Here is a 26,325-nt window from a genome sequence, read left to right as displayed (position 1 = left end):
GGCCGGGTTTTCGAGGGGCGCCGGCCTCTCTTCTCCGCCTGCCGGGCACGCCATCCCCACGGTTGGCTGTGCTGCTTCGGGACCGTGCCTGAGCAGAGGTCGACCGGCTGGTGGTTCGGGGGCTGGCCGGAATGGTGGGTTTCAGGGTCTTCAACCGAGTCCGAGCCGGGATTCGACCCAGGATGGGGCGTGCACCTGCCCGGTCTGGGCCTCGCTGCTGCATCCCCTCGCTCAAGCTGCGTTCCCTCCGCCGGCTGGATGGCCCCATGACGGCGTTCTCACTGTGGTGCTGCCGTGCGATCGTCCGCCAGGCGCCCACTGTCACGCCACGGCTGCCACGCCACGGCTTCCACGTCACAGCCCCCCACGCCACAGCCCCACCGCGATGATCATCCTCGGCATCGACCCCGGCCTGGCCCGGGTGGGCTACGGCGTGATCGAGGTGCAGGAGCGAAGCGCGACTGGGGGTGCGGGCAGCCAGCGGCTGCTCGATTGCGGCATGATCCGCACCGAGGCTGGCCGCAGCGAAGGCGACCGCATGGTGGAGATTGCCGCCGATCTGCGCTCCTTGATCCGCCGCTGGCGGCCCGATCTGGCGGCGGTGGAAAAGTTTTTCTTTTATCGCTCCAGCAACACGATCGCCGTGGTGCAGGCCCGGGGCGTGCTGATCATGACCCTGGCCCGCTTCAAGATTCCGGTGGTGGAATACCCGCCGATGCAGATCAAACTGGCCGTCGCCGGCCACGGCCACGCCGACAAGGAGGCGGTGCTCGATGCGGTGATGCGCGAACTCGCTCTCGACCAGCCCCCCCGCCCCGATGACGCCGCCGATGCCTTGGCGGTGGCGCTGACGGGCTGGTTCCAGCGATGAACCAGTCAGCGGCCAGGGCCGCCGAAAAGGGCCGGCTGCGGCGACAGTTCCGGGCGCTGCGGCTGGCCGCACTGGCCGACAGCGAGGCCCTGATCCTGGCGGTAGCGCGCCGGGAGCTGCCGGCCCTGTTGCCGCCGGGCCGGCGGCTGGGGATCTACTGGCCCCTGGCGGGGGAGGTGGATCTGCGCCCCCTGGCGGCCCTGGATCTGCCCCTGGCGTTGCCGGCAGTGTGCGGCGACGGACCGCAGCCGCCGCGGCTGCTCTACCGCCCCTGGCACCCCGGCGATCCCCTGGCTCCAGATCACTGCGGCATCCCCGCCCCCCCGGCCAGCGATGCGCCAACCCGGCCGGCAGCCGAGCTCCACCCAGACGCCCTGGGCCTGCTGCTGGTGCCGGCCCTGGCGATCGATCGCCGCGGGACTCGCCTGGGCTACGGCGGCGGCTGGTACGACCGGCTGCGCGCCGAGCCGGCCTGGCGGGCGGTGCCGGCCCTGGCGGTGCTGCCCGCCGCCTGCGTCGTCGAGGCCCTGCCCCGCGATGGCTGGGATGTGCCCTTCGCGGGCTGGCTCGATGAGTGCGGCCTGCACCGGATCGCCGCCGCCAACATTGCAAGCTTGTAACGGTGCCGCCCTGGGCTCTCCATTGCGGCGGTGATTTGCCAAGATCCCAGACAGCAACGACTTCGCCCCCTTTGGACCTGACCGCGCTGCAGAACCAGGCCCTGCGGAGTCTCGACCACACCCCCGCCGGCCTGGAGCGCCGCCATCTCGAAAGCGAAGGCCGGCCCCGCACCGCCTCCGAGCGGATCCTGGCGGCCGAGCTGCAGGTGCGCGGCGAAGCCCCGGATGCGCTGTCGATGATGGTCGGCTCGATCGCCCGGATGGTGCAGGCCGGCAAAAGCAGCGATAGTCGCTGGAGCGCCTCCTGAATCCACGGCCCATGTCCCGTCTTCTGCTGCCCCTGCTGCTGGGCTCCGCCGGCCTGTTGCTGCTCCCCTCCGGCGCCCGGGCCCACGGCCTTGAATCCAGCCTGCAACGGCTGGGCAACCTCTCCGCCGGCCTCGAGAGCCACTATTCCAGTGGCCTGCCCGCCGCCGACGCCAAGGTGCGCCTGATCGTGCCCGGTGCTGAGCCCATCCAGCTGGGCCGCACCGATGCGGCGGGCAAGCTCACCTTCCAGCTGCCAGCCCAGGCCCAGGCCGACTGGGAGATCCAGATCGAAGCCGGCCCCGGCCACAAGGACTACCTGGAACTGCCTCCCAGCCGGCCCCAGTCCGCCGCCGCCATCAGCCACAGCGAAACCGGGCCTTTTGTAGCGCTGCGCCATCTGGGCAGCGTGGGCCTGTTGGGGCTGCTGGGAGCCGCCTCTGGCCTGCTGATGCGCCGCCAGCGTCCCTGAAACAACGCCCCAATCCCCAAGCCCCCATCCCCGTGAGCACCGGCAGCGCCGCCCTCGACCGGATCGTCGAGCGCCTCGGCAGCACCAGCGATCCGAAGCGCCGCTATGAGTACGTGCTCTGGCTGGCGAAAAAACTGGAGCCCCTACCCGAGCCTTTCCGGCAGGAGGCCTACAAGGTGCGGGGCTGCGTCTCCCAGGTGCATGTGGTGGGCCTGCTGCAGGAGGGCCGGCTCCACTGGCAGGGGGATAGCGATGCGGCGATCACCAAGGGGCTGCTGGCCCTGCTGATCGAAGGGCTGGAAGGGCTGACCCCGGCCGAGGTGGTAGCGATCGATCCAGCCTTCATCGCCGGCACCGGCCTGCAAGGCAGCCTGACGCCCTCCCGGGCCAATGGCTTCCTCAACATCTTCAAGATGATGCAGGCCCAGGCCCGGAGCCTGCTGGAGAGCCCCGCCGACCCGGCGACCGAGGCAGCGGGCTGATCCGGCCCGCAGATTTCTAGGATGGGAGGTTTGCAGGGTTGCGGCGCATGACCATCGGCATCGGCTTGTTGGGGCTGGGCACGGTGGGAGCCGGCGTGGCGGCGATCCTGGCCAGCCCGGAGGGGCGCCATCCGCTGGTGGCGGAGCTGGAGCTGCGCCGGGTGGCCGTGCGCGATCTCAGCCGCCCCAGGCCGGTGGAGCTGGCGGCTGAACTGCTGAGCACCAGCCCCGAGGCGGTGATCGACGATCCGGCCGTGGACATCGTCGTTGAGGTGATGGGCGGCCTGGAGCCGGCCCGCTCCCTGATCCTGCGGGCGATTGCGGCCGGCAAACCGGTAGTAACCGCCAACAAGGCCGTGATTGCGCGCTATGGCGAGGAGATCGCCGCCGCCGCCGCCCGCAGTGGGGTTTACGTGCTGATCGAAGCTGCAGTGGGTGGCGGCATCCCGATCATCGAGCCCCTGAAGCAGTCCCTGGGCGGTAATCGCATCCAGCGGGTGAGCGGCATCATCAACGGCACCACCAATTACATCCTCAGTCGCATGGCGGCAGAGGGCGCCGCCTACGCCGACGTGCTGGCCGAGGCCCAGCGGCTGGGCTACGCCGAAGCCGACCCCGCCGCTGATGTGCAGGGGGGGGATGCCGCCGACAAGATTGCCATCCTGGCTGGCCTGGCCTACGGCGGATCGGTGCCCCGGGAGGCCATCCCAACAGAGGGGATCGACCAGCTCGAAGCCCGCGACATCGCTTACGCCGCCCAACTGGGCTACGTGGTGAAGCTGCTGGCCGTAGCCCAGGCCATGCCCAGCGACGAGGTCGAGCAGCTGCTCGACGTGCGCGTCCATCCCACTCTGCTACCCAAAAGCCATCCACTGGCCGGCGTGAACGGGGTCAACAACGCGATCCTGGTGGAGGGAGATCCCGTGGGCCAGGTGATGTTCTATGGGCCCGGGGCTGGAGCGGGGCCCACCGCATCGGCGGTGGTAGCCGACATTCTCAACATCGCCGGCATCCGCAAGGCCACCGGCGACAGCAGCCAGGCCCGCCTTGATCCCCTGCTGGCCGCCGGCAGCTGGCGCTCCTGCCGCCTGGTTGAGAGTTCCGTAACCAGCCACCGCAATTACGTGCGGCTGCGCACTAGCGACCGGGCCGGCGTGATCGGAGCCATCGGCACCTGCTTCGGTGAAACGGGGGTGTCGATCCAATCGATTGTGCAGTTCGAAACCCAGAGCGCCGGCGACGCCGAAATCGTGGTGATCACCCACGATGTTTGCGAAGCCAATTTCCGCCAGGCCCTGGCGGCAATCGAAGCCCTGTCAGACGTTCAGACCGTGGCCGCCTGCCTGCGCACCCTGTAGCAACGCGGCTGATCGCCGCCATCAGGTCTCTAAATCGCCACTAACTGGCCAACGGGGACAGCGGCAGTCCAAGGTGGTTGGATAAATCGAAAGCAATCCTTAAGGCCCCAGCGGGGTCCGATCTGGCGGGACCAGCTCCTGAGGCGAGCCTTGTCGAGATCCACACCCGGGCCGATGTTTGTAGCGAGAGGAACAGTTTTCAGCTCCTACCCCTCGCAGCATCAGTCCATTCAGCTCCAATCAGTTAGCTCCTAACCCCATGAACGGCCCCACCTGCTCCAGTGCCCCGACCTTGTCCACAGTCAGCCTTCATCAGGGCGCCTGTGTGCAACTGGAAAGCGATGAGCAGCTCTATCAAGTAATCGGCATCGACGACCACCACGACCGCTGCTGGCTGCGCCGCTGGCCCCTGGCGCGACAGGGCTCTGAAGTGTTTGAAATTTCCCTGCAGCAGGTGCGCCCTGCCTGGCCCCGGCGTTCTTGAATGGCATTGATTTGACGGCCGCCCCTTGCCCCGCGCTCTGCGGCTGACCCAAACCCTGGCCGCAGCCCTGCTGATCAGCAGCCTGGCAACTGGCCTGGCTCTCTCCGGCTGCCGGCCCAAGCAGGAGGCGTCGGCCAACCGGCTGGTAGTTGCCAGCAAAAACCGCATCGACACGGTTGATCCAGGCGGCGCCTACACCTTCGGCGCCATGCAGCTACTGAGCGCGATCGGCGATCCGCTCTACGCCATCAATGCCAGCGGCCAGCTGGAGCCGCGCCTGGCAGTTGCCCTACCCCGCCTGAGCGCAGACGGTCTCACGGCTTTGGTGGAGCTGCGCCAGGGCGTGCGCTTCCACGACGGCACGCCGTTCAATGCCGCGGCCATGGTGTTCAGCCTGGAGCGCTTCCTGGCCATCGGCAAGCTCAGCTACCTGCTGGGCGATCGGGTAAGCGCCGCGCGGGCCGTGGGGCCCTACACAATCGAGCTGACGCTCAAGCGCCCCTTCAGCGCCTTGGCAGAGCTGCTCAGCGCCGTAAACCTCACACCCCTCTCCCCCATCGCCTACAAAGGCCACCGCGACCGCTTCCTCAACGACCGCTTCGTGGGCACCGGGCCCTACCGGCTCAGCTTTTTCACAGGCCAGCAGCAACGCTTAGAGCCGTTTGCCGGGTATTGGGGGCCCAAACCCGCCAATGGCGGCATCGACCTGGTGTCGCTCAGTAATTCCACCGCCCTCTACGGCGCCCTGCAAAGCGGCGAGGTGGATGTGCTGCTCTCGACCAGCCTCGAAATCGACCAGCAGGCCGCCCTGCAACGCCAGGCGGCGATGGGGAGCTTGCGGGAGGGCAGCGGTCCGGCACTGGAGATCGGCTACCTCACCCTGCTTACCGACCAGCCGCCCCTCAACGATCCCCGGCTGCGCCAAGCGGTTGCCTACAGCCTCGATCGCAGCACAATCAGCCGCCGGGTGACCCTGGGCCTGCGGCCGCCCCTGCGCGATCTGGTGCCCCCCAGCCTCAAGGGCTCCGATCCCCAGGCCTGGCCCAGTTACAACCCGGCCCGAGCACGCCAGCTCTACCGCCAGGCCGGCTACTGCCAGGGCAAGCGCCTCACCCTGCCGCTCACCTTCCGCTCCAACATTCCCGCCGACCGGATGTTTGCTCTCACCTGGCAGGCCCAACTGCGGCAAGATCTGGGCGATTGCGTTGAGCTCGAGGTGACCGGCATGGAGGCCACCACCGCTTACCGCCAGCTAGGCGAGGGGGCCTTCCCCCTGATCCTGCTGGAGTGGATGGGCGACTTTCCCGACGCCGACAACTACCTAGTGCCCTTGCTGGGCTGTGAGGAGGCCCGCGGTGAGCGCTGTCTCAGGGGGGCCAGCGCCGCCAGTGGCAGTTTCTGGGCCAAACCCGGGCTGCAACAAGATCTCGAGCTCAGTGCCTCCCTGGCCGGCCCCGCCCGCGCCGCCCTGTTACGCCGCATCCAGCGCCAAACCGCCGCCGCCAACCCCTACCTGCCGGTGTGGCTGGTGGCACCGCGGGCCTGGGCCCAGCCCAGCGTCAGCCAGCCCCGTTTTGATGGCTCCGGCCGCCTGCTGCTGCAGGAGCTCACCCGCAATCCGACCCGCCGCGGGACCACCAAACCATGAGCCGCCGCCGGACCCTATTGCGCTATCTGGCCGCCCGGCTAGCCCTGGCGCCATTGATGTTGTGGCTGATCGCCAGCCTGGTGTTCCTGCTGCTGCGGGTGGCGCCAGGGGATCCGATCGATGCCCTGCTCGGCACCCGCGCTCCCGAAAGCGCCCGCACAGCGCTGCGGGCCCAGCTGGGCCTTGATCAACCATTGCTGCATCAATACGGCAGCTTCCTGGGCAAATTGCTGCATGGCGACCTAGGCGCCTCGCTCACCAACCAGGAACCGGTGACGGAAGTGATTCGCCAAAGCCTGCCGGCCTCTATAGAGCTGGGGGTGGTGGCCCTGCTGCTGGCTGCTGCCATCGGGCTGGCGGTGGGTTTCTCTGGCATTGCCCGACCCGAAGGCAAGCTTGATCTGGCCGGCCGGCTCTACGGCATCGGCACCTATGCCCTACCGCCCTTCTGGGCTGCGATGGTGGTGCAGCTGGTGTTTGCGGTGTGGCTGGGCTGGCTGCCGGTGGGGGGCCGCTTCCCGCCCACCTTGCTGCCACCGGCAGGCTCCGGCTTCTACCTGCTCGACAGCCTGCGCGGTGGCCTGGCCACGGGCGATTGGAAACAGTTGCTTGGCAGTGTGCGCCATCTAGTGCTGCCGGCGGCCACCCTGGGCCTGCTGCTCAGCGGCATCTTTGCCAATGCGCTGCGGCTCAATCTGCGCCGCGCCCTCGGCTCCGACTACGTGGAAGCAGCCCGCAGCCGCGGCCTGGGCGAGGCCCGGGTTGTGCTGCGCCATGCCCTGCCCAATGCCCTGCTGCCTGTGCTCACGATCACGGGCATAACCGTGGCCTCCCTGATCGGCGGAGCGCTGCTGATCGAGATCACCTACTCCTGGCCCGGCATCGCCTTCCGGCTGCAGGAAGCGATCGGCCAGCGCGACTACCCGCTGGTGCAGGGGATTGTGGTGGTCGTAGCCGGCCTGGTGGTGCTGGTGACAGTGCTGGTGGATCTGCTGGTGGCCGTGCTCGATCCGCGCATCAAGTTCTGAGCCTTAACTCTGAGCCTTAAACCCCAGACTTAAACCCCAGCCTTAAATCTGCAAAAAGATCCTTGCAAATCGGGAGCCGTGCTCCTGAAATGCAAGGATAAATAGTGCGAAGGGGGAAGACCGTGCTGCAGCGGCAGAAGCTCACCTTGGTGCGCGAGCGGCTGAATCAGTTTCCCGCCGTAGCTCTGCTGGGCCCCAGGCAGGTGGGCAAAACGACCCTCGCGGAACAGATCGCCGCTGATCAACTGAGTCTCTATCTCGATCTGGAATCGCCAGGCGACCGAGCCAGATTGAGCGACCCCGAGCTGTATCTCAGCAGCCATGCCGACAAGCTGGTGATCCTCGATGAGGTGCAACGGCTGCCCGAGCTGTTTGCCGTGCTGCGAGGCCTGATCGACCAGGGCCGCCGCGGCGGCCGGCGGAGCCATCGCTTTCTGCTGCTGGGTTCCGCCTCCCTGGATCTGCTGCGCCAATCGAGCGAATCACTGGCGGGAAGGATCGCCTATCTGCAACTGGAGGGTTTCAACCTGCTGGAGGTGGGAGCGCCGCAGCAGGAGCAGCTTTGGATTCGCGGCGGCTTTCCGGAGAGCTTTCTGGCCGGCGATGAACCCGGCAGCGTGATCTGGCGCAGCAACTTCATTCGCACCTATCTGGAGCGGGACATTCCCCAGCTCGGTGCTCGGATCCCAGCGGAAACTCTGCGGCGCTTCTGGACCATGCTTGCCCACGACCAGGGAGGCCTCTTAAACACCGCCCAGCTGGGCCGGGGGCTGGGAGTGGATGGCAAAACGGCCGCTCGCTACCTAGATCTGCTGGTTGACCTGCTGCTGGTGCGACGGCTGCCACCATTCCACAGCAACACCGGCAAGCGGCTGGTGAAATCACCAAAGGTGTACGTGCGGGACAGTGGCGTGCTGCACACCCTGCTGGGACTGGACAACCGGGAAGCGGTCCTGGGCCACCCCGTGGCCGGCGGCAGCTGGGAGGGCTTCGTGATCGAGCAGCTGCTCAGCGTCGCTCCCGAGCGCACACAGGCTTGCTTCTACCGCAGCGCTGCCGGAGCTGAAATGGACCTGGTGCTGGATCTGCCTGGGCCCGAGCGCTGGGCGATCGAGGTGAAACGCGGCCTGGCCGCGAAACCAGGCAAGGGTTTCCACCAGGCCCGGGCCGACCTGCAGCCGCAGCGGAGCTTCCTGGTTTACGCCGGTGACGAGCATTACGGCATCGGCGATGGAATCGAGCGGATCAACCCCAGCCAGCTCTGTACCTTGCTGCAAGCCAGCCGCTGACGCTCACTCCGCCGGCAGCAACCCCTGCCAGCGGCGCGCCTGGTTGCGATCGAGCACGTAGGCCCGGACGCCATCCTGTTCGCGGCGCTGAGGGGAGAGCAGCAATGGGTGCTCAAAACCCTGCAGAAATTCGCTGGTGAGGTTGAGCAGCAGCGCCTGCACCTTGAGGGGCTCGATGCCCACCAGCTCCTCGCCGAGTCGAAACAAGGCTTCGCCCCGGTTGTCGATTCGCACCGGTGAGAAATGGCTGGCACCCTCCACCAACACCAGCCGGCTGTAGGGATGACGGGCCCCAACAAACACGGCCAGCTGCTCCTGCACCGGTGGGGTTACTAGATCAAGACTGCCGCCCACCAGCAGCACCGGCACGTTGAGGTCTTGCAGGCCGCGGTGGGGCCAAAGCAGGCTGCCAAAACCATTGAAAGCAACCACTCCCAGCAAGGGCGTGGCCTGGGGACGCACGGGGCCAGCGCTGGCGTCGCCATCACCGGTGATCCGAGGCAGCTGGCACTGCAGCAGCCGCGACAGGTTGGTGAGCGGCAGGGTCGCCAGGGCCAGCTCACAGCGGCGACCCAGGCCTCGCTCCGGCACCAGGCCTGCCCCCATCAGCGCAGCCAGGCCACCAAGCGAGTGACCCACAAGCACCACCCCCTGCTCCCCCGCCGGCGCCGGACCAAATGCCGGCAGCTGGCCCTCCCGCTTCGCCTCGAGCACGGCCTGCAGGTCTGCCAGTCGCTGGGGCAGGGATTCGGCGCCGGGCGGCGGTGCATCACCAAGCAGCGACGCCTGCAGTGCCTGCTGATCGCTACCGGGGTGGTCTACCACCAAGACGGGCCAACCCCGATCAGCCAGGGCAGCTGCCAGCCAGCTGAGCTGGTCGGCGCTACCGCCCAAACCCGGCATCAGCAGCAGCCAAGGGCCACGGCGGGCCTGCTGGGCAGGCCATAGCTCCAGCGGCAAGGGCGCCACCCGATGGGGCACCTGCAGCTGCAAACGCTGGGGCTGGCGCCGCACGGCGCTGGTAAACCCCAAAGGACTGGAGCTACGCCCGGGCAGGGGCAGCTGGCGCAACCGCTCAAGGGCAGTGTTTTGACGCTGCAGCTGGCTGCGCCACTGGCCGGCCAGCTGCAGCGCCCCATCGAGGCGCAGGGTGACGCTGGCTACCGGCAGGGCCCGCAGCAGCTCCAAAGTGGAGACGCTGCTCTGCTGCTCCAGCAACTGACGCAGGCTGCTGAGCAGCAACGGTGCCGTGCTGCGGCCAGCAGCGCCGGTAGTCAGCAGGCTGCCGGCTTCTTTAAGCAGCTGCTCACCGGTCCAGCTGTTGAGCAGCTGCAGCCCGAAGCTGCGATCCCGCAGCAGCGGCGCCCGCAGCAAGCCGATCAGGTCGAGGCGACTCTGGGGCTCGAGCAGGTTGAGCCACACCCCTAGGTCATTACCGATCTGGTCGGGCTGGCGAGTCCAGGCCTCCAGAGCCACAAGATCGAGGGGCAGAGCCAGGCCATCGAGTTGCAACACCAACTCCTCGGCAGCGCGAACCGGCATCCAGGCCATCGCCAGAGCTCCGGCGTAGCAGCAGTAGCGACAGAAAGAGCGACGGGCCAAGGCCAATGGCATGGCTGCTTATTGTCTCGTGCCAGGGCGGCACCAGACTCCCCACACCTACCTAACGGCCAGTTTGCGCCCCTCCCGTTCAGCCAGTCCGCAGCAGTTCGGCTGGCTGGCCCAGTTTCCGGCGGCGCTGCGGCAGGTGGCCTTGGTGCGACTGGTGGCTTCGATCGGAGCCGGCGGCGTGCTGTATCTGACGCCGATCGTGTTCCACCAGGCGGCCTTCAGTGCCCAGGCAGTGACCCAGGGCTTGGCGCTGGCGGCGCTGGCGGGCACGGCTGGGCGGTTTTTGAGCGGCACGCTGCTGGACCGGGGGCTGGCCTGCTCCATACCGGTGCTACTGGCCGCAACAGCGGCCCTACTGGGCGACCTGAAGCTGCTCGGCACGACCAGCTTCAGCGGCTACGTGCAAGGTCAGTTGCTGATCGGCATCGCCGCAGGGCTCTACTGGCCGGCGATTGAGCTAGCGGTGCCCTTGGGCTGCCGCACAGGAGCTGCCCCGATCCCCCCGGCCCGTGGCTTCGCGCTGGGGCGCAGCGCTGATGCCGCCGGCATAGCCACCGGCGCCCTGCTGGGCGCCCTGCTGGCGGCGAGCGGCCGGCTGCGGGGCATCTACCTGATCGACATCGTCTGCCTGCTGGTGGTAGTAGCGCTGCTGCTAAGGCAGCCCCTGCCGCGGGCTAGCCCCGCCAGTCTCGATCCCGCCGACCACACACCCTGGCGCCAATGGTTGCCGCCACTGCTGCCGCTACTAGCAATCAGCCTGCTGGCCACCTCGCTGCCAGCGCTGATGCAGAGCGCCCTGCCCCTGGATCTGGTGCGCGGCGGGCTGGAGCGGGCGGCCATGCCTGAAAGCCTGGGGGCACTTTTGGTTGGGCTGCAACTGGGCGTGCTGGTGCTGATCCAGTGGCCGGTGGGTCAGGCCCTAGCCAAGCGGCCGATAGCGCACGGGCTGGGGCTAAGCCTGGCCTGCTTTGCCATGGGCACGGTGCTGCTGGCCTTCTCAGCACTAAGTAGCCAAGGGCTTTGGCTGGTGTTGCTGGCCCAGCTGCCCCTGGCCCTGGGCGCAGCTGCTTTCCTACCGACTGCCACCGCAGCGGTGATCGAGCTCAGCCCCAAGGAGCACCAAGGCTTGGCCATGGCCCTCTTTTCCCAATGTTTTGCCCTGAGCGCCCTAGCGGCGCCGCTGCTGGCCGGCGTGGTCCTCGATGCCCAGAGCCACGCCGGTGGCATCTGGATTGGCATGACCCTGCTGTGCCTGGCAGGCCTCAACCTGGTGAAACGGCTCAGGCCGAGGCCGGCGGTTGTTCGCGAGCGGATGCCTGCTTAGCCACCCAGGCCTCGTGGGGCAGGGGCTCGGTGCCGTATTCCCAGTCGTCGTAGTCGGGATCGTTGCGGATCTTTTGGTGCAGCTGCTTCTGCACGTCGAAATCGTGGGGTTGGGGGGTAGTCATGGCTTGTCTCTCAGCAAATCCATTGTGAAGCACCCTGGAGATGGCGAATGGCCTTCAGAAGCAGAGCTGCCGGCTGATCCAGCACAAACTGCTCACGATTGGCCAGCACTCGCAGCTCGATGCGACTGGTCTTGGTGGGCTGCTTGGTAGCTGCCAGAGGTCCAACCTACTGGCGTAAGGACACTGCACGGGCAAAAGCACGGGGATGCTGCGGCAGAGACATCTCTGTTACCTAGACTAGTCTGATAACTAGTCAGAAGGTGGATCCAATGACGGTCTGGCCTGTTCAGCACGCCAAAGCGCGCTTCAGTGAATTGCTAGACGCCTGCCAGCGGGAAGGCCCCCAAGTGGTGTCGCGGCGCGGTAGCGAAACCGCGGTCCTGGTGCCCATCGAGCAATGGAACCGTCTGCAGGCTGCCGCCAGGCCCAGCCTCAAGCAGCTGTTGATAGCCCCGGATGCCCGCACGCAGGAGCTTGTGCCAGCCCGTGGTGGTCGCCGCCGCCGCCCTGTGGCGGAGCAATAGGGCGTGGCCTTTTTGCTCGACACCAACGTGGTTTCTGAACTACGCAGGCCACGCCCCCATGGCGGCGTTGTTGCTTGGATTGAGAGTGTCGCCGACGCCGAGCTCTATCTCGCCAGCGTGACCATCGGCGAGATCCAGGCCGGGATCGAACTCACCCGCGAACGGGACTCTGCAAAAGCCGGTGAGATCGAACGCTGGCTCGATCAGGTGTGCAATACCTTCAACATCCTCAGCATGGATGGCCCTGCATTCCGCCGCTGGGCTCAGCTGATGCACCCCCAGTCAGACACCCTTTACGAAGACGCGATGATCGCCGCCATCGCCAAAGTGCATCAACTCACGGTGGTCACCCGCAACGTGGGCGAATTCGGCCGCTTTGAAGTTCCCCTGCTGAACCCATTCACAAGCCACCCTGGCCTGAGCAGATAAGCCGAGACAGCCGTGCGCTCTAAACAACCGAAACATTGGGATGCGGCGCTGCAGGGCGCCTGTTGCAAAAGCTGGGTGGTGAGCGCGCACAAAATCATAAAAGTATGCCCACCTCGCCCATGCCCCCCTAGGCCCTACGCACCTACCCGAATCAGCGCTTTTGCGTAGACCTTTATGGAACTAACAGCCTGATTCCTACACGTTGAACAGAAACTCCATCACATCCCCCTCGGCCACCACATACTCCTTGCCCTCGGCCCTCAGCCAGCCCTTATTGCGGGCTGCCGACAGCGAGCCTGCCTCCAGCAGCTGCTGGGTGCCGATCGTCTGGGCGCGAATGAAGCCGCGCTCAAAATCGGTGTGGATCACACCAGCGGCCTGGGGGGCGGTCATGCCGGCCTGGATGGTCCAGGCGCGAGTTTCCTTTTCGCCGGTAGTGAAATAGGTGCGCAGGCCCAGCAGGGCGTAGGTGGCGCGGATCAGGCTCTGCAGGCCGCCCTCGTTTACCCCGAGGCCCGCTAGAAAGTCTACTCGATCCTCCACGGGAAGCTCGATCAATTCGGCCTCTACCTGGGCTGAGATGCGCACGGTGCCCGCCCCTTCCTTCACGGCCAGCGCTGCCACCTCCTCGCAGTAAGCATTGCCCGAGGCCAGATCGTCTTCGCTGACGTTGGTGGCGTAGATGATCGGTTTGGCGGTGAGTAGCCCCAAGGGCTTGAGCAGCGGGGCCTCCTCGTCGCTGAGGGCCACATTGCGGGCGGCACCGCCGGCCTCCAGCTCCACCTGGATGCGCTCGAGGGCGGCATCTTCAAACTGGGCCTCCTTACTGGTACGCACCTGCTTTTTGAGCCGCTCGCGTCGTTTTTCCACCTGGGCCAGATCCGCTAGGCCCAGCTCCAGGTTGATCACCTCGGCGTCGCGGGCCGGCCCCACCGAGCCGCTCACATGGATCACGTCGTCGTTCTCGAAGCAACGCACCACGTGCACGATTGCGTCCACCTCGCGGATGTTGGCCAGAAACTTGTTGCCCAGGCCCTCGCCCTGACTGGCCCCTCTCACCAGGCCGGCAATATCCACAAATTCCACCCGGGTGGCAATGATCTCCTTGCTGGAGCTGAGGGCCGCCAGCTGGTCGAGCCGGGGATCCGGCACAGAAACCACGCCCGAATTCGGCTCGATCGTGCAGAAGGGGTAGTTGGCGGCTTCGGCCTGGGCGTTGGCGACCAGGGCATTGAACAGGGTCGATTTGCCGACGTTAGGCAGACCGACGATTCCGGCTTTGAGCATGGCTGAAATCTACGAGCCGCAGGTCGAGGCGCCAGCAGCGAAAATAGATTCATTCGACAACAGCCAAATTCCCTCACCCAACCCAGTGCCGGCGATTTCCACCCCCCGGCGCCCGCCCTGGAAAAAGAGGGGCCTTTGGGCAGCCGCCGCCGCGATGGTGGTGCTCGTAGCCGGCATCGGCCTGGTGCAGCGGCAGCGCGGCGCCGGCCGCGCCAATCTCGCGCCATACACCGTGGTGGCAGCTTCCGGTGACCTGCCGGGGGTGGTGAGTGCCAGCGGCGAACTCGAAGCCGAAAAGCGGGTAAACGTCAGCCCCAAACGCCAGGGGGTCATCGAGGAGCTCTACGTGGAGGAGGGGGACCAGGTGCGCCGCGGCCAGGCCCTAGCTCGCATGGATCGCGGCGACTTAGACGACCGTCTCGGCGAGCTGCAGGCCCAGTTGCGCTCCGCCCAGGCCCAGCTGGCCCGCAGCCGCAGCGAGCTGGAGCGCAACGAGCGGCTTTACCGCCAAAACGCCATCAGCCTTAGCGACTACAACACCGAACGCAGCACCTTCCTTGTTGATCAAGCGGCTGAACAAGCTGCCCGTCGCCGGCTTGAGGCGCGGCGGGTTGAACTAGCTGAGTTGATGGTGCGGGCGCCGTTCGATGGGGTGGTGACCCAGCGCTTCGCCGATCCCGGCTCCTTTGTGACCCCCACCACCACCGCCTCGGCCACCGCCGGCGCTACCAGCTCCTCAATTGTGGAGCTAGCCCAGGGCCTGGAGGTGGTAGCCAAGGTGCCTGAAAGCGATATCGGCCGGGTGCAGCTTGGCCAGAGCGCCACGGTGCGGGTCGATGCCTTTCCCGATAAGCGCTTTGAGGCTCGGGTAAAACGCATCACACCCCGGGCCGTAAAAGTCAACAACGTCACCTCCTTCGATGTGGTGCTGCTCCTGGTTGGCGACCCGCCCCAGCTGCGCATCGGCATGACCGCCGACGTTGGCTTCCAGACAGGTCAGGTACAGGCCCAAACCCTGGTACCCACCGTGGCGATCGTCACCGAGGCGGGGCGGCCGGGCGTGCTGCTGGTGGGCAAGGACAACCAGCCCACCTTCCAGCCGGTGGAGCTCGGCATCAGCAGCGGCAAGGACAGCCAAATCCTCTCGGGGCTCAAAAGCGGCACCAGGGTGTTCATCGACCTGCCGCCCTGGGCCAAGAAGCGCCCCTAGCCGGCCAGGAAAGTGCGCGCCGCCGCCACAATCCGCCCTGAAGCCTGGCCATCGCCGAAGGGGTTATGAGCCCGGGCCATGGCCTCATAAGCCGCCGGACTATCCAGCAGGCGGCTGGCCTCGGCCACGATGTTGGCGCTGTCGGTGCCGATCAGCTTGGCCGTGCCCGCCTCCACTGCCTCGGGGCGCTCCGTGGTGCGGCGCAGCACCAGCACCGGCTTACCAAGTGATGGCGCCTCCTCCTGCAGACCGCCCGAATCGCTCAGCACCAAGGTGGCGCCGCGCATCGCCGCCACCAGCTGGTCGTAGTCGAGGGGTTCCACCAGGAAGGCGCGGGGGTGGTCACCGAGCAGGGCCTGCAGGGGCTCACGCACCGTGGGATTGCGATGCAAGGGCAGCAGTAGGGCCGTGTCGGGATAGCGCTGGAGCAACTCGCGGAAGCCGCGACCGATGTCCTGCAAGCGCTCCCCCCAGTTTTCACGCCTATGCACCGTGGCCAGAATCACCCGCTGGCGCTCAAAATCGAGGCCGGGCAGGGTGTAGGGAGGCGCCTGCTCGGCCATCAGCAGCAACGCGTCGATCACCGTATTGCCGGTGATGATCACCGTGCCCACCACCCCTGATGCCCGGCAATTAGCAGCCGAGAGGGCCGTGGGGGCGAAGTGCAGCTGGGCCAGCTGGGAGATCAGCCGCCGGTTGGCTTCCTCGGGGAAAGGATCGAGCAGGTTGTCGGTGCGCAGCCCGGCCTCCACATGGCCCACCGGGATCTGCTCGTAAAAAGCCGCCAGGGCCGAGGCAAAGGCGGTGGTGGTGTCGCCCTGCACCAGCACCAGCTCGGGCCGCTGCTCGCTGAACTCCTGCTTAAGTCCCTGCAGGGCGCCGCAGGTGATGTGGGTCAAGGTCTGCTTAGGGGCCATCAGGGCCAGGTCGTGGTCAGCCACTAGATCAAACAGACCCATCACCTGGCTCACCATCTCCCGGTGCTGGCCAGTGAGCACCACCCGGGTGCGGAAATCGTCGGCTTGCTGAAACGCCCGGATCACCGGCGCCAGCTTGATGGCCTCCGGACGGGTGCCCAGCACGATCGTGACAAGGGGCTTAGACACCGAAGCGCTGCAGACCAATCGATCCTACGAAGGTCGTCAGAAAAGGACCCTCGGCTGACAGGAACCGCTGCAGCGGCGAAGCTGGGGCCATTCCGGTGACCGCGTATGACGACCTCACCCTTTCCTCCCTCACCCTTTCCCCCGTCACCGTTCCCACCGGCCGCAGCCCCGGAAACTGGCGGCCCCCGGCTGGGTAACGGCAGCCAGCCAGCCAGCCTCGAAGGCATCGTGCGCATCGCCAACGAAAAGGGCTACTCCGACGTGCACCTGGGCGTTGGTGAGGCACCCCGCTTCCGGGCCCGCGGGGAGATTGCAGGCACCGGTTGGCCCGTCACCGATGCGGCCACCTTCAACGGCTGGATGCGGGAGATGCTCAGCCCCGGCGCAATCGACGCCTTTCAGCGCGATAAGGAATTCGACGGCTCCCACGCCTTTCCCTTCGTGCGGGTGCGGATCAACATGTTGGATTCCTTGCGGGGGCCGGCGATGGTGCTGCGGTTGATCCCCCAGAAAATCGCCACCCTGGAAGAACTCAACTTGCCGCCGGTGCTCAAGGAACTAGCGGCACGACCCAAGGGCATGATCCTGGTGACCGGCCCCACCGGCTCCGGCAAAAGCACCACCCTTGCCGCGATGATCGACTGGATTAATCGCAACATGAGCCGTCACATCCTCACCATCGAGGATCCGGTGGAATTCGTACACGAAAGCCGACAGTCGTTGATTCGTCACCGGGAGGTGGGTCAGCACACCAAGTTGTTCCAGAACGCCCTGAGGGCAGCGCTTCGGGAGGATCCCGATGTAATCCTGATCGGAGAAATACGCGATCAAGAAACCCTGTTTACGGCCATCGAAGCATCCCAGACAGGTCACTTGGTGTTTGGCACCTTGCACACCAACTCAGCCGTCAAAACAGTGGAACGGGTACTGGGCATGTATCCACCCAGCGAGCAGGAGAGCGTGCGGCGGGCCGTATCAGAATCCCTGCTCGGCGTGATCTCCCAAGGGTTAATCAAAACCAGCGACGGCAAGCGCGCCGCATTTCACGATATTTTGATCAATACGGATGCTTGCAAGGACTATATCCAACGGGGCAAACTAGATGAGATCGAGGAAATAATGAAACGCAGCGCTTTTGATGGCATGCTCACGGCCAATCAATCGTTGCAGCAGCTGGTTGAAGCCAGTCGGGTTACACCTGAAGACGCCGTAGCCGAGAGCCTTAAACCGAATGAACTGGTCCAGTTCCTGCGCGGACGTACGTGAGCCGGCGAGTTATTAGCGAACCGCTGCTCAATGGCTCGCCAGACGAGCGGCCAGCAACACCGAAAGACCTACGGAGAGCCCCACCATGGCAAGCCGGCCATTCCAGATTTCGGCTTGGGGCGTGAATCCCCGGCGCCAGGCATTGAGCTCGGTGGCGCTCACAGGCTCAAAACCGTCAGCAACCTGATCTGCTGAGGTGGTGGCTTGAAGCTCGAGCTCTCGGTTAAGGGTGGTCATGGCGCCGAACCAATACCAAACTCATTTCAGTTTACAACAATTAAAAGTACGGTTGTGATTCGTAAAGCAGGCCGGCTTGCTCCAGCGGCAGCCGGGCAGCCACGCCCAGCTCAAAACAGCTGCTCTGGCCGCCGGCCAGTCGCTGGGCTGCGGCGACGCCAATCATGGCGGCGTTATCTGTGCAATAGGCCAGCGGAGCTACCCGCCAGGCCAGGCCATCGAGGTCGCAGCGCTGCTCCAGCAACTGCCGCAGTCGCCTGTTGGCGGCCACGCCACCCACCAGCACCAGCGTGCCCAGGCCCTGCTCGCGGGCGCAGCGGCAACTGCGCTCCACCAACACTTGGGCCACCACCTGCTCAAAGCTGGCCGCTAGATCAGCCAGCGGCAGCTGCTCCTTGCCTGCCCGGTGCTCAGACTGGTGCTCAGCCTCCAAAGCACGCACCTGGCGCAGCATCGCCGTTTTGAGGCCGCTGAAACTGAAGTCGTAGGGATAGAAGCCGCCCTCCGGCCGCGACACCCGGCCCTTGGGCAAGGCAAAGCGAAGGGGGTCGCCATTTTGCCCAGCCGCCTCAATCGCCGGACCACCCGGGTATCCGAGCCCAAGCAGGCGGGCCACCTTGTCAAAGGCTTCGCCGGCGGCATCGTCGTGGCTGCGGCCCAAGCGGAGATAGCGGCCAGGCCCGTCAACCCGCAGCAACTCGGTGTGGCCGCCGCTCACCAGCAGCACCAGGTATGGGCCGGGGGGCAAGGGCTCGCCCAGCTGCACCGAGCAAAGATGACCTTCTAGGTGGTGAACAGCCACAAAGGGCTTGCGGTGCAGCTTCGCCAGGGTGCGGCCCGTGACCGAGGCCACCAGCAGGGCCCCCACCAGACCGGGGGCGGCGGTGGCGGCGATGCCATCGAGCTCGGCCATGGTCACGCCGCTGGCGCGGCACACCTGCTCAATCAGCTGGGGCAGGGCCTCGACGTGACGCCGCGAAGCGATTTCCGGCACCACACCCCCCCAGCGGGCGTGCTCCTCCACCTGGGAGGCCACGGCACTGGCGAGCACCGTCTGATCACGCACAATCGCTGCCGCCGACTCGTCACAACTTGTTTCGAGGGCCAGAACCAATGGCATACGACTTCAACAGCTCCCGTACTGTCCAGAAGTGTCATCCTGCCCCGCGGCCTTGCATCCGATGCGCCGTCTTTTCTCCCGCCGACTCTTCGCGGTTCTGCTCTCCGCCTTCCTGTTGCTCGGCTTCGCCCCTGCGGCCAAGGCTGACGTGGCAGGACTGACCCCCTGCTCCGAGAGCGCCCGCTTCCAGCAGCGCGCTGCTACCGCCAAAACCGATCAGGCCAAGGCGCGCTTCGCGATGTACAGCCAGTCCGTATGCGGCACCGATGGCCTGCCCCACCTGATCGTGGATGGCCGCTGGAACCATGCTGGTGATTTCATGCTCCCCGGTATCGCCTTCCTTTACATCGCTGGCTGCATTGGCTGGGCTGGTCGCAACTACCTTCGCGCCATCCGCGGCGACAAGGACGCCACCATGAAGGAGATCCAGATCGATCTGCCCTTGGCATTTAAGAGCACCCTGGCAGCAGCCAGCTGGCCCCTAGCCGCCTTCAGCGAGCTCACCAGCGGCAAGCTGCTCGAACCAGACGACAAGGTCACGGTTTCTCCTCGCTGAGTAGTTTCGCCCCGCTAAGGGTTTCTTAGCCCTGCCAGTCCAAGACGTATCTCTAAATTTTTCACCATGAAAAAGTTCCTCACCACCGCTCCGGTATTTGCTGCCATCTGGTTCGGCGTTACCGCCTTAATAATGATCGAATTCAACCATTTCTTCCCCGACTTGCTGTTCCTTCCCCTCTGATCAGCATCATTAGATCAGCGGCGGCCCGCGGGGGCCGCTTTTTTTGTGTCCGTGCCTAGCTGCCTTAGCCCAGCAGCTGCTCCAGCTCAGCTAGGGCCTGCTCCAGTTCGCCATTAACGAGCACCGCATCAAATTCCGACGCCGCCGCCAGCTCCACCCTGGCCCGCTGCAACCGCCGGCCAATCGCCTCCTCGCTGTCGGTGCCGCGGCCGCGGATACGCCGCTCAAGCTCCTCAAAACTTGGGGGTTCGACAAAAATCTGGAAAGCCTCGGCAAAGCTTTGGCGCACCTGGCGTGCCCCCTCCAGCTCGATCTCCAGCAGCACGGGCCTTCCTGCAGCGAGCTGGGCCTGCACCGGTTGGCGGGGGGTGCCGTAAAGGTTGCCGGCAAATTCGGCCCACTCCAGAAAACCGCCCTCAGCCACCTGGCCTTCAAAGGCGTTGCGAGTCAGGAAAAAGTAGTGCTGGCCATCCAGCTCACCGGCGCGGGGGGCGCGGGTGGTGGCTGAGATCGATAGCCAGATCTCCGGATGAAGTAGCAGCAGCCTCTGCACCAAGGTGCCCTTGCCGACTCCACTAGGTCCGGTGATCAAGGTGAGGCGGCCGGGCAAGGCGCTCATGGCGGGCGACAGCTCTGGCCTGCAGAGTAGAAGCCACCCTCCCGCCTGCAGGCATTGGACGTCACGACCCTGCGGGCGGTGCTGGCCGAATGGCGGCCGCTACTGCTGCCAAGTCGCTTCGAGAAGGCCCAGCAGGCCAGCCCCCAAGCCCTGCAGATCGGCCTGCGTAGCCTTAGCGGTAGCCACTGGCTCGAGCTCAGCTGGCAGGCGGAAGCGGCTCGCGCGCACACGATCCCGCCGCCACCGCGCCAGGGAGATGGCAGCACCCTGGCCCAGCAGCTGCAGCACGGCCTCAAGGGTCTAGCCCTCATAGAAATCCAGCAGCAGGGCTGGGAGCGGGTAGTGGAACTCGGCTTCGCCAGGCGTCCCGGTGAACCCGTGCTGCGCTGGCTGGTGGTGGAGTTGATGGGCCGCCACAGCAACCTGCTGCTGCTCGACACCGACCGCCAGGTAGTGGCCCTGGCCCGGCAGGTGAAACCCCAGCAATCACGGCTGCGGCCAATCGGCACCGGCGACCCTTACCAACCGCCCCCGCCCCTGGCGGGCGAGCCGCCGCGGCTGGAGGAGAGCTTTGCAAGCTGGCAGCGCCGTCTGCGCCTAGTGCCCCTAACCCTGCAGCAGGCCCTGCGCGATGCCTACCAGGGCATCAGTCCGGCCTTGCTGCGTCAGCTACTGCCCTGCGGCTGGGGCGAACTGGCCGTGGACAGCATCAGTCCGGAGCAATGGCAGCAGTTGTGGCAGGGCTGGCGCCAGTGGCTCGAAGCTGTGGAGATGGGGCGATTCAGCTGGCTGCTTGAGCCGGGCGGCTACCGCTGCTGGCCTGCCTCCAGCAGTTATGCCCAAACCGAAAATCATGGTCTGCCAATCAATCGAGCTCTAGCCGCCTATTTCAGCGAGCACCTCGGCGCCCAGGTGCTTGCTCAGCAGCGCCAGCAGCTACAGCACCGCCTCCAGGCCACAGTCGAGCGCGAAAGCCGCCAGGCCAGCGAGCAGCAAGCCCTGCTGGATGCGGTGCCGGAAGGGGAAGCTCTGCAGCGCCGCGCCGATGCCCTGCTCAGCCAGCTCCAGCCGACCCGCCAGTGCATTGAAGAGGCCCAGAAGCTCTACAAAACCGCCCGCAAGCGGCGGCGCTCTGTAGCGGCGATCACCCCCAGGCTGGAGCTGCACAGGCAGCGGTTGGCAAGCCTCGAGGCCAGCCTCACCTACCTGGAGCAGGCCGACAGCCTCGAGCAGGTGAGCAGCCTGGCTGCCGAGCTCGAAGCCCTCCTGGCTGAGCGCGGCCAGCGCAAGAGCGCGGGAGGTCGCCAGAGCCGGCGGGCTGGGGCGATCGAGGGGGTGCCCCAGCCCCTGGAGCTGCACACCCCATCTGGTTTGCCCATCCAAATTGGCCGCAACCACCGCCAAAATGAATGGATCTCCTTTCGCCAGGCGCGCCGCGGCGATCTCTGGTTCCATGCTCAGGAGCTGGCCGGTAGCCATGTGGTGCTCAAAAGCTCGGAGCGACTGGCCAACGATGCGGATCTGCAGGCCGCGGCCGATCTGGCCGCTCACTACAGCCGGGGCCGGGGTAACCGGCGGGTGCCGGTGGTGATGGTGCCCACCGAAGAGTTGCAGCGCATACCTGGCGCTGCCCCCGGTACCGTGAGACATCGGGGCGGCACCGTGCTGTGGGGAGAACCCCAGCGGGCTCTTAGCCTTCTGCCGGAGCAGAAACGATGAGCGTCAAGCCCGAACCCCCACCCATTCGCATCGCCGCGCCCCAAGCCGAGCCAGGGGAATTCCCGGCAGAGGTGGAGATGAGCCTGGTGGACCATCTCGAGGAGCTACGTCGCCGCGTGCTGCGCAGCCTGCTGGCGGTAGTAGTGGCGGCAGCAGCCTGCCTCGTCGCTGTTAAACCATTGGTGCGACTACTGGAGGTGCCAGCGGAGGGCATCCGCTTTCTGCAGCTGGCCCCGGGCGAATTTTTATTTGTGTCATTCAAAGTGGCTGGCTACGCCGGGCTCACCTTGGCCCTGCCCTACGTGCTCTACGAAGGTCTGGGGTTCGTGCTGCCCGGACTTACCAGGCGCGAGCGGCGGCTGGTGGCCCCGGCGGTGGCTGGCTCGGCGCTGCTATTCGCGGCTGGCTTGGCCTTCGCCTGGTGGGCCCTGGTGCCCGCTGCCCTGCGCTTCCTGGTGAGCTACGGCGCCGACGTGGTCGAACCGAGCTGGTCGATCGAGCGCTACCTCGACTTCGTGCTGCTGCTGATGGTGGCCACCGCGCTGGCCTTCCAGTTGCCGGTGCTGCAGTTGCTGCTCGGCGCCCTTGGCTTGGTGAAGGCCAAGCCAATGCTGGCGGGCTGGCGCTGGGTGGTGCTGGCCAGCGCTCTGGCAGGGGCGGTGTTAACTCCCTCCACCGACCCCGTAACGATGCTGCTGCTCGCCGGAGCGATAACCGCCCTCTATTTGATCGGCGTGGGCCTGGTGGCCTGCACCGAACGGCTGCGGCCTGCCTAGAGCAAAAATTCGCTGGCCCGGCCGGCCGGAATTTCCAACGCCAGACCCATGGCCTTGCCCTGTCTGGGCTTATCGGAGCTGGTGGCCAGCCAGCTGCGCACCTGATCGGCCACCCCTAGGCCGTTCAGCAAACCCACCAGTTCCTCGAGCTTGCTGCGGTAGCCCTCCTCCGTGAGCGGAAAGGACTGCTGCTCTAGGTAGGCCCACATCACTTGTAGGTAGAGCCGGCCGCGACGCTGCACCAGCTGCAGGTCGTAGGAGACCTGCCAACGGCTCTGGAGCAGGTCCCAAACCTCCTGCGCAGATAGGGGGGAACCTGCCGGGGTGGATGGGGGAAAGGCACTAGAGGGCAGGGACACGCCCAAGCTCAAACGACGGATTGCACAACAGCATGTTGCAGGCCCAGGGGCAGCTGGGCTACAGCGCCCCGGCGACGTACATGCAAGGTTCATAATGAGCGCCAGATTGTCCCGGCGCGTCTTCATGACCCAGATGCCTGCGAGCGCTTCCAACAGCGCCTCCAACGGTGATGTGCCCGGAATGGGCCGCCGGCAGTTCATGAACCTGCTGACCTTCGGGTCTGTGACCGGTGTGGCCCTGGGAGCCCTCTATCCCGTGGCTCGCTACTTCATCCCCCCCAAGGCGGCCGGTGGCGGCGGCGGCACCACCGCTAAAGATGAGCTCGGCAACAGCGTGACCGCCAGCGGCTGGCTCAGCAGCCACAAGGAGGGCGATCGCAGCTTGGTGCAAGGCCTGAAGGGAGATCCCACCTACTTGCTCGTTGAGGGCCCTGACGCCATCGGCAGCTACGGCATCAACGCCATCTGCACCCACCTGGGCTGCGTTGTGCCCTGGAATAGTGGCGCCAATAAGTTCATGTGCCCCTGCCACGGCTCCCAGTACGACGCCACCGGCAAGGTGGTGCGCGGTCCAGCACCTCTCTCTCTGGCCCTGGCCCACGTATCGGTAGACAACGACAACGTTTTCCTCAGCCAGTGGAGCGAAACCGACTTCCGCAACGGCGATAAGCCCTGGTGGACCTGAATTACTCCGAGTCCGAGTCACCTTTCCTTCTCCCTGTCTGCCGCCTGATCTCGTGATGCGTCGTTCCCTCTCCCTGCTGCTCGGCTCCCTGATCGGCACCACCCTTTCCTTGGCAGTGCTGCTCGGCGCCGCCAGCCCCAGCTGGGCCTATCCCTTCTGGGCCCAGCAGAACTACGCCAGCCCGAGGGAGGCCACCGGCAAAATCGTCTGCGCCAATTGCCACCTGGCCAAGAAGGCCACAAGGGTGGAAGTGCCCCAAGCCATTTTCCCTGACACGGTGTTTAAGGCCGTGGTGGAAATCCCCTACGACACCAGCGTTAAGCAGGTATCTGGCGACGGCAGCAGCACCGGTCTCAATGTGGGCGCTGTGGTGATGCTTCCCGATGGCTTCACCCTCGCTCCCCAGGATCGCCTCAGCGAAGAGCTGAAGGAGGAAACCGCAGGTATCTACTACACCCAGTATTCCGACGACCAACCCAACATCCTGTTGGTGGGCCCGATCTCCGGTGATGAGCACCAAGAGATCGTTTTCCCGATTCTTTCTCCTGATCCCGCCACCGACAGCAGCATCCACTTCGGCAAATACCAGCTGCATGTGGGCGGCAACCGTGGCCGCGGCCAGGTTTATCCCACCGGCGAGAAGAGCAACAACGGCGTGTTCAACGCCCCCGTAACTGGGACGGTCTCAGCAATCACTGCCGGTGATAACGGCGCTTCCCTGGTGGAGATCACCGCCGCAGATGGCACTACGGCCACTGAAACCGTGCCGGCTGGCCCCACCGTCCTGGCGGCTGTTGGTGATGCAGTAGTGGCCGGTTCACCGATCACCAACGATCCCAACGTGGGTGGCTTCGGCCAGATTGATGCCGAGGTGGTGCTGCAAAACCCTGTGCGCATTTACGGTTTGCTGGCTTTCTTTGCCGCAATCGCCCTGGCGCAGATCCTGCTGGTGCTCAAGAAGCGCCAGGTTGAAAAGGTTCAGGCTGCTGAAGGCTTGATCTGAGCAGCGTGCTTGCCACCTTCACCTCCCCGGGGCCCCTGGTTTTCCAGCTGGGCCCCTTTGCTTTGCGCTGGTACGGCCTGCTCATCGCCGTTGCCGTTTTGCTGGGCCTCAGCCTGGCCACCAGGCTCGGCCGGGCTCGAGGCATTGAGCCCTCCCTGATTGCCGATCTCCTGCCCCTGATGGTGCTGGGGGCCGTGATCGGTGCCCGCATCTACTACGTAGCCCTCGAGTGGCGCCAGTATTCCGGCAACTGGCAAGAAGCGATCGCGATTTGGCGCGGAGGCATCGCCATCCACGGCGCCCTGCTGGGCGGCGCCCTGGCCACGATGCTGTTCTGCCGCTGGCGCCGGCAGCCCTTCTGGCAGCTGCTCGATGTGCTGATGCCCGCCGTGGCCCTCGGCCAGGCGATTGGCCGCTGGGGAAATTTCTTTAATTCCGAGGCCTTCGGCCTACCTACGGATCTTCCCTGGAAACTGCAGATCCCCGCGGAAAGCCGTCCAGCTGAATTCTTAGGTCAGCTCTACTTTCACCCCACCTTCCTCTACGAATCCCTTTGGAATCTGGGGGTGTGCGCCCTACTGCTGGCTCTATTTCGTGCCGCCAGTCGCGGCCGTATTCAGCTGCTGCCTGGAGCACTCAGCTGCGTATATCTGATGGCCTACAGCAGCGGCCGGGTGTGGATTGAAGGGCTGCGCCTTGACCCCCTCTGCCTGCTGTCCGAGCCGCCCTTCTGTGATGGCGGCCTGCGCATGGCCCAGCTGGTCAGCCTGCTGTTGATTGCCCTTGGCGGCCTGGGCCTCTGGTGGCTCTACCGCCGCCGCCGCCCCCTACCCGACCCCAGTGGAGTAGCCACTTGAATAACAAGCCTGTCTGGATAGTTGGTGCCGGGCCCGGCGCACCTGACATGCTCACCCTGCGCGCCGCCCGCCTGCTGGAGCAGGCGGAGGTGTTGGTGTGGACCGACTCCCTAATCAATCCCCAGATCGCAGCCCTGGCGCCCGAGGGCTGTGAGCAGGTGCGCACCAGCACCCTCACGCTGGAGCAGGTGATGGAGGTGGTGCTGGATCGGGCCCGGGCCGGCAAAACCGTGGTACGACTCCACGATGGGGATCCCTGCCTCTATGGCGCCATCGCCGAGCAAATTTGCCGCCTGGCCGATGCTGGTATCGGTGTGGAGGTGGTGCCCGGCTTGAGTGCCTACCAGGCCACTGCCTCGGCACTGCAGAGCGAGCTCACCATCCCTGGCCTGGTGCAGACGATCGTGCTGAGCCGCGCTGGCGGACGCACCGGCGTGCCGGAGCGGGAGGCCCTGGAGCGGCTGGCCGCCCTGCGCGCTTCCCTTTGCCTCTACCTCAGTGCTCGCCACGTCGAAGAGGTGCAAGCCGAGCTGCTGCGCCACTACCCCGCCGACACTCCCGTAGCCATTGGCTACCGGGTGAGCTGGCCTGATGAGTGGATCAAGGTGGTTCCCCTGGCCGACATGGCCCGGGTGAGCCAGGAACGGCAGTTGATCCGCACCACCCTTTACGTGGTGAGCCCAGCGCTGGCGGCGCCGGCGGAGGCCCGTTCTCGCCTCTACTCAGCTAGCCACAATCACCTCTTCCGCGGCGGCGCTAGCTGATAAAGGCA

Annotated in this window: 31 protein-coding genes; 23 read left to right on the top strand and 8 right to left on the bottom strand. The window is 65.9% G+C overall.

The features are described from left to right. Nucleotides 1-385: 385 nt before the first annotated feature. The 10 genes from ruvC (at nucleotide 386) to AC01FP_RS04955 (ending at nucleotide 8,558) form a co-directional block, all read left to right on the top strand. A complete protein-coding gene (gene ruvC, locus AC01FP_RS05000) occupies nucleotides 386-871 on the top strand; it encodes a crossover junction endodeoxyribonuclease RuvC (protein ID WP_474478556.1) in 486 nt (161 codons plus the stop codon). Continuing rightward, the gene (locus AC01FP_RS04995) at nucleotides 868-1,491 is read left to right on the top strand and encodes a 5-formyltetrahydrofolate cyclo-ligase (protein ID WP_474478555.1); all 624 of its coding nucleotides are present in this window, start codon (nucleotides 868-870) and stop codon (nucleotides 1,489-1,491) included. The genes ruvC and AC01FP_RS04995 overlap by 4 nt, the downstream gene beginning before the upstream one ends. Nucleotides 1,492-1,562: 71 nt before the next feature. Next, entirely contained in the window at nucleotides 1,563-1,799 is a 237-nt protein-coding gene (locus tag AC01FP_RS04990) for a hypothetical protein (protein WP_474478554.1), read from the top strand. Between the two features lie 11 nt (nucleotides 1,800-1,810). Then, complete coding sequence (locus AC01FP_RS04985) at nucleotides 1,811-2,269, top strand: hypothetical protein (protein ID WP_474478553.1); 459 nt, start codon at nucleotides 1,811-1,813, stop codon at nucleotides 2,267-2,269. A gap of 26 nt (nucleotides 2,270-2,295) precedes the next feature. Further along, entirely contained in the window at nucleotides 2,296-2,751 is a 456-nt protein-coding gene (locus tag AC01FP_RS04980) for a SufE family protein (RefSeq protein ID WP_474478569.1), read from the top strand. Between the two features lie 47 nt (nucleotides 2,752-2,798). Further along, nucleotides 2,799-4,109 carry a homoserine dehydrogenase gene (locus AC01FP_RS04975; protein ID WP_474478552.1) on the top strand — a complete coding sequence of 437 codons (1,311 nt, stop codon included), beginning with the start codon at nucleotides 2,799-2,801 and terminating at the stop codon, nucleotides 4,107-4,109. Between the two features lie 259 nt (nucleotides 4,110-4,368). After that, nucleotides 4,369-4,593 carry a hypothetical protein gene (locus tag AC01FP_RS04970; RefSeq protein ID WP_474478550.1) on the top strand — a complete coding sequence of 75 codons (225 nt, stop codon included), beginning with the start codon at nucleotides 4,369-4,371 and terminating at the stop codon, nucleotides 4,591-4,593. A 208-nt stretch (nucleotides 4,594-4,801) separates the two neighbouring features. After that, the gene (locus tag AC01FP_RS04965; protein WP_474478568.1) at nucleotides 4,802-6,241 is read left to right on the top strand and encodes an ABC transporter substrate-binding protein; all 1,440 of its coding nucleotides are present in this window, start codon (nucleotides 4,802-4,804) and stop codon (nucleotides 6,239-6,241) included. After that, the gene (locus AC01FP_RS04960) at nucleotides 6,238-7,269 is read left to right on the top strand and encodes an ABC transporter permease (protein ID WP_474478549.1); all 1,032 of its coding nucleotides are present in this window, start codon (nucleotides 6,238-6,240) and stop codon (nucleotides 7,267-7,269) included. The genes AC01FP_RS04965 and AC01FP_RS04960 overlap by 4 nt, the downstream gene beginning before the upstream one ends. Nucleotides 7,270-7,391: 122 nt before the next feature. Next, nucleotides 7,392-8,558, top strand: a complete 1,167-nt coding sequence (locus tag AC01FP_RS04955) for an ATP-binding protein (protein ID WP_474478546.1) — start codon at nucleotides 7,392-7,394, stop codon at nucleotides 8,556-8,558. A gap of 3 nt (nucleotides 8,559-8,561) precedes the next feature. Here AC01FP_RS04955 and AC01FP_RS04950 read toward each other — a convergent pair whose 3' ends face one another. After that, a complete protein-coding gene (locus AC01FP_RS04950) occupies nucleotides 8,562-10,172 on the bottom strand; it encodes an alpha/beta hydrolase (RefSeq protein ID WP_474478544.1) in 1,611 nt (536 codons plus the stop codon). Between AC01FP_RS04950 and AC01FP_RS04945 the strand changes: the two genes are divergently transcribed. Further along, the gene (locus tag AC01FP_RS04945; RefSeq protein WP_474478543.1) at nucleotides 10,171-11,493 is read left to right on the top strand and encodes an MFS transporter; all 1,323 of its coding nucleotides are present in this window, start codon (nucleotides 10,171-10,173) and stop codon (nucleotides 11,491-11,493) included. The two genes, AC01FP_RS04950 and AC01FP_RS04945, sit on opposite strands and share 2 nt — an antisense overlap. Here AC01FP_RS04945 and AC01FP_RS04940 read toward each other — a convergent pair. Continuing rightward, on the bottom strand, nucleotides 11,450-11,617 hold the full coding sequence (locus AC01FP_RS04940) for a hypothetical protein (protein ID WP_474478542.1): 168 nt from the start codon (nucleotides 11,615-11,617) through the stop codon (nucleotides 11,450-11,452). The two genes, AC01FP_RS04945 and AC01FP_RS04940, sit on opposite strands and share 44 nt — an antisense overlap. A gap of 269 nt (nucleotides 11,618-11,886) precedes the next feature. On the opposite strand from AC01FP_RS04940, the gene AC01FP_RS04935 reads away from it, so the two are divergent. Together AC01FP_RS04935 and AC01FP_RS04930 are read left to right on the top strand one after the other, a co-directional pair. Beyond that, nucleotides 11,887-12,141: a type II toxin-antitoxin system Phd/YefM family antitoxin gene (locus tag AC01FP_RS04935; RefSeq protein WP_474478541.1), complete on the top strand. Its 255-nt coding sequence runs from the start codon at nucleotides 11,887-11,889 to the stop codon at nucleotides 12,139-12,141. A gap of 3 nt (nucleotides 12,142-12,144) precedes the next feature. Continuing rightward, entirely contained in the window at nucleotides 12,145-12,570 is a 426-nt protein-coding gene (locus AC01FP_RS04930) for a PIN domain-containing protein (RefSeq protein ID WP_474478540.1), read from the top strand. 195 nt (nucleotides 12,571-12,765) lie between these two features. Here AC01FP_RS04930 and ychF read toward each other — a convergent pair whose 3' ends face one another. Then, complete coding sequence (gene ychF / locus AC01FP_RS04925) at nucleotides 12,766-13,857, bottom strand: redox-regulated ATPase YchF (RefSeq protein WP_474478539.1); 1,092 nt, start codon at nucleotides 13,855-13,857, stop codon at nucleotides 12,766-12,768. 154 nt (nucleotides 13,858-14,011) lie between these two features. Between ychF and AC01FP_RS04920 the strand changes: the two genes are divergently transcribed. Further along, complete coding sequence (locus AC01FP_RS04920; RefSeq protein ID WP_474478567.1) at nucleotides 14,012-15,067, top strand: efflux RND transporter periplasmic adaptor subunit; 1,056 nt, start codon at nucleotides 14,012-14,014, stop codon at nucleotides 15,065-15,067. Here AC01FP_RS04920 and wecB read toward each other — a convergent pair. Further along, nucleotides 15,064-16,173: a non-hydrolyzing UDP-N-acetylglucosamine 2-epimerase gene (gene wecB / locus AC01FP_RS04915; protein WP_474478538.1), complete on the bottom strand. Its 1,110-nt coding sequence runs from the start codon at nucleotides 16,171-16,173 to the stop codon at nucleotides 15,064-15,066. The two genes, AC01FP_RS04920 and wecB, sit on opposite strands and share 4 nt — an antisense overlap. A gap of 105 nt (nucleotides 16,174-16,278) precedes the next feature. On the opposite strand from wecB, the gene AC01FP_RS04910 reads away from it, so the two are divergent. Further along, nucleotides 16,279-17,439 carry a type IV pilus twitching motility protein PilT gene (locus AC01FP_RS04910; RefSeq protein ID WP_474478537.1) on the top strand — a complete coding sequence of 387 codons (1,161 nt, stop codon included), beginning with the start codon at nucleotides 16,279-16,281 and terminating at the stop codon, nucleotides 17,437-17,439. A gap of 27 nt (nucleotides 17,440-17,466) precedes the next feature. On the opposite strand, the gene AC01FP_RS04905 is transcribed toward AC01FP_RS04910, so the two are convergent. Both AC01FP_RS04905 and tsaD read right to left on the bottom strand, forming a co-directional pair. Beyond that, entirely contained in the window at nucleotides 17,467-17,676 is a 210-nt protein-coding gene (locus AC01FP_RS04905) for a high light inducible protein (RefSeq protein ID WP_474478536.1), read from the bottom strand. A gap of 40 nt (nucleotides 17,677-17,716) precedes the next feature. After that, on the bottom strand, nucleotides 17,717-18,796 hold the full coding sequence (gene tsaD, locus AC01FP_RS04900; protein ID WP_474478535.1) for a tRNA (adenosine(37)-N6)-threonylcarbamoyltransferase complex transferase subunit TsaD: 1,080 nt from the start codon (nucleotides 18,794-18,796) through the stop codon (nucleotides 17,717-17,719). 61 nt (nucleotides 18,797-18,857) lie between these two features. Between tsaD and AC01FP_RS04895 the strand changes: the two genes are divergently transcribed. After that, nucleotides 18,858-19,352 carry a Photosystem I reaction center subunit III gene (locus AC01FP_RS04895; RefSeq protein ID WP_474478534.1) on the top strand — a complete coding sequence of 165 codons (495 nt, stop codon included), beginning with the start codon at nucleotides 18,858-18,860 and terminating at the stop codon, nucleotides 19,350-19,352. Nucleotides 19,353-19,418: 66 nt separating this feature from the next. Continuing rightward, nucleotides 19,419-19,535 carry a Photosystem I reaction center subunit IX gene (locus tag AC01FP_RS04890; RefSeq protein WP_254935959.1) on the top strand — a complete coding sequence of 39 codons (117 nt, stop codon included), beginning with the start codon at nucleotides 19,419-19,421 and terminating at the stop codon, nucleotides 19,533-19,535. A 64-nt stretch (nucleotides 19,536-19,599) separates the two neighbouring features. Here the strand turns inward: AC01FP_RS04890 and gmk are convergent, their stop codons facing one another. Then, nucleotides 19,600-20,154: a guanylate kinase gene (gmk, locus tag AC01FP_RS04885; protein ID WP_474478533.1), complete on the bottom strand. Its 555-nt coding sequence runs from the start codon at nucleotides 20,152-20,154 to the stop codon at nucleotides 19,600-19,602. Nucleotides 20,155-20,208: 54 nt separating this feature from the next. Between gmk and AC01FP_RS04880 the strand changes: the two genes are divergently transcribed. Beyond that, nucleotides 20,209-21,873 carry an Rqc2 family fibronectin-binding protein gene (locus AC01FP_RS04880; protein WP_474478532.1) on the top strand — a complete coding sequence of 555 codons (1,665 nt, stop codon included), beginning with the start codon at nucleotides 20,209-20,211 and terminating at the stop codon, nucleotides 21,871-21,873. After that, on the top strand, nucleotides 21,870-22,649 hold the full coding sequence (tatC, locus tag AC01FP_RS04875) for a twin-arginine translocase subunit TatC (RefSeq protein ID WP_474478531.1): 780 nt from the start codon (nucleotides 21,870-21,872) through the stop codon (nucleotides 22,647-22,649). Before AC01FP_RS04880 ends, tatC begins: the two co-directional genes overlap by 4 nt. Here tatC and AC01FP_RS04870 read toward each other — a convergent pair. Further along, a complete protein-coding gene (locus AC01FP_RS04870) occupies nucleotides 22,646-23,008 on the bottom strand; it encodes a DUF3067 family protein (protein ID WP_474478530.1) in 363 nt (120 codons plus the stop codon). The two genes, tatC and AC01FP_RS04870, sit on opposite strands and share 4 nt — an antisense overlap. 124 nt (nucleotides 23,009-23,132) lie before the next feature. Here AC01FP_RS04870 and petC point away from each other — a divergent pair, with 124 nt between their 5' ends. The 4 genes from petC to cobM are packed head-to-tail and all read left to right on the top strand — an operon-like array spanning nucleotide 23,133 to nucleotide 26,317. Then, complete coding sequence (gene petC / locus AC01FP_RS04865) at nucleotides 23,133-23,693, top strand: cytochrome b6-f complex iron-sulfur subunit (RefSeq protein WP_474478529.1); 561 nt, start codon at nucleotides 23,133-23,135, stop codon at nucleotides 23,691-23,693. 55 nt (nucleotides 23,694-23,748) lie between these two features. After that, the gene (petA, locus tag AC01FP_RS04860; protein ID WP_474478528.1) at nucleotides 23,749-24,696 is read left to right on the top strand and encodes a cytochrome f; all 948 of its coding nucleotides are present in this window, start codon (nucleotides 23,749-23,751) and stop codon (nucleotides 24,694-24,696) included. Then, entirely contained in the window at nucleotides 24,693-25,553 is an 861-nt protein-coding gene (lgt, locus tag AC01FP_RS04855) for a prolipoprotein diacylglyceryl transferase (protein WP_474478565.1), read from the top strand. The genes petA and lgt overlap by 4 nt, the downstream gene beginning before the upstream one ends. Beyond that, the gene (cobM, locus tag AC01FP_RS04850) at nucleotides 25,550-26,317 is read left to right on the top strand and encodes a precorrin-4 C(11)-methyltransferase (protein WP_474478526.1); all 768 of its coding nucleotides are present in this window, start codon (nucleotides 25,550-25,552) and stop codon (nucleotides 26,315-26,317) included. The genes lgt and cobM overlap by 4 nt, the downstream gene beginning before the upstream one ends. Nucleotides 26,318-26,325: the final 8 nt, after the last annotated feature.

The organism is Cyanobium sp. NIVA-CYA 375 (assembly GCF_056108345.1).
This window is presented reverse-complemented; position numbering and strand designations above follow the sequence as displayed.

Coding starts and splice junctions, on each gene's coding strand:
- ruvC (WP_474478556.1), top strand. CDS start 386: ATGATCATCCTCGGCATCGACCCCGGCCTGGCCCGGGTGGGCTACGGC.
- AC01FP_RS04995 (WP_474478555.1), top strand. CDS start 868: ATGAACCAGTCAGCGGCCAGGGCCGCCGAAAAGGGCCGGCTGCGGCGA.
- AC01FP_RS04985 (WP_474478553.1), top strand. CDS start 1,811: ATGTCCCGTCTTCTGCTGCCCCTGCTGCTGGGCTCCGCCGGCCTGTTG.
- AC01FP_RS04975 (WP_474478552.1), top strand. CDS start 2,799: ATGACCATCGGCATCGGCTTGTTGGGGCTGGGCACGGTGGGAGCCGGC.
- AC01FP_RS04970 (WP_474478550.1), top strand. CDS start 4,369: ATGAACGGCCCCACCTGCTCCAGTGCCCCGACCTTGTCCACAGTCAGC.
- AC01FP_RS04965 (WP_474478568.1), top strand. CDS start 4,802: ATGCAGCTACTGAGCGCGATCGGCGATCCGCTCTACGCCATCAATGCC.
- AC01FP_RS04960 (WP_474478549.1), top strand. CDS start 6,238: ATGAGCCGCCGCCGGACCCTATTGCGCTATCTGGCCGCCCGGCTAGCC.
- AC01FP_RS04945 (WP_474478543.1), top strand. CDS start 10,171: ATGGCTGCTTATTGTCTCGTGCCAGGGCGGCACCAGACTCCCCACACC.
- AC01FP_RS04950 (WP_474478544.1), bottom strand. CDS start 10,172: ATGCCATTGGCCTTGGCCCGTCGCTCTTTCTGTCGCTACTGCTGCTAC.
- AC01FP_RS04940 (WP_474478542.1), bottom strand. CDS start 11,617: ATGACTACCCCCCAACCCCACGATTTCGACGTGCAGAAGCAGCTGCAC.
- AC01FP_RS04935 (WP_474478541.1), top strand. CDS start 11,887: ATGACGGTCTGGCCTGTTCAGCACGCCAAAGCGCGCTTCAGTGAATTG.
- ychF (WP_474478539.1), bottom strand. CDS start 13,857: ATGCTCAAAGCCGGAATCGTCGGTCTGCCTAACGTCGGCAAATCGACC.
- AC01FP_RS04920 (WP_474478567.1), top strand. CDS start 14,012: ATGGTGGTGCTCGTAGCCGGCATCGGCCTGGTGCAGCGGCAGCGCGGC.
- AC01FP_RS04910 (WP_474478537.1), top strand. CDS start 16,279: ATGACGACCTCACCCTTTCCTCCCTCACCCTTTCCCCCGTCACCGTTC.
- AC01FP_RS04905 (WP_474478536.1), bottom strand. CDS start 17,676: ATGACCACCCTTAACCGAGAGCTCGAGCTTCAAGCCACCACCTCAGCA.
- tsaD (WP_474478535.1), bottom strand. CDS start 18,796: ATGCCATTGGTTCTGGCCCTCGAAACAAGTTGTGACGAGTCGGCGGCA.
- AC01FP_RS04895 (WP_474478534.1), top strand. CDS start 18,858: ATGCGCCGTCTTTTCTCCCGCCGACTCTTCGCGGTTCTGCTCTCCGCC.
- AC01FP_RS04890 (WP_254935959.1), top strand. CDS start 19,419: ATGAAAAAGTTCCTCACCACCGCTCCGGTATTTGCTGCCATCTGGTTC.
- gmk (WP_474478533.1), bottom strand. CDS start 20,154: ATGAGCGCCTTGCCCGGCCGCCTCACCTTGATCACCGGACCTAGTGGA.
- tatC (WP_474478531.1), top strand. CDS start 21,870: ATGAGCGTCAAGCCCGAACCCCCACCCATTCGCATCGCCGCGCCCCAA.
- petC (WP_474478529.1), top strand. CDS start 23,133: ATGACCCAGATGCCTGCGAGCGCTTCCAACAGCGCCTCCAACGGTGAT.
- petA (WP_474478528.1), top strand. CDS start 23,749: ATGCGTCGTTCCCTCTCCCTGCTGCTCGGCTCCCTGATCGGCACCACC.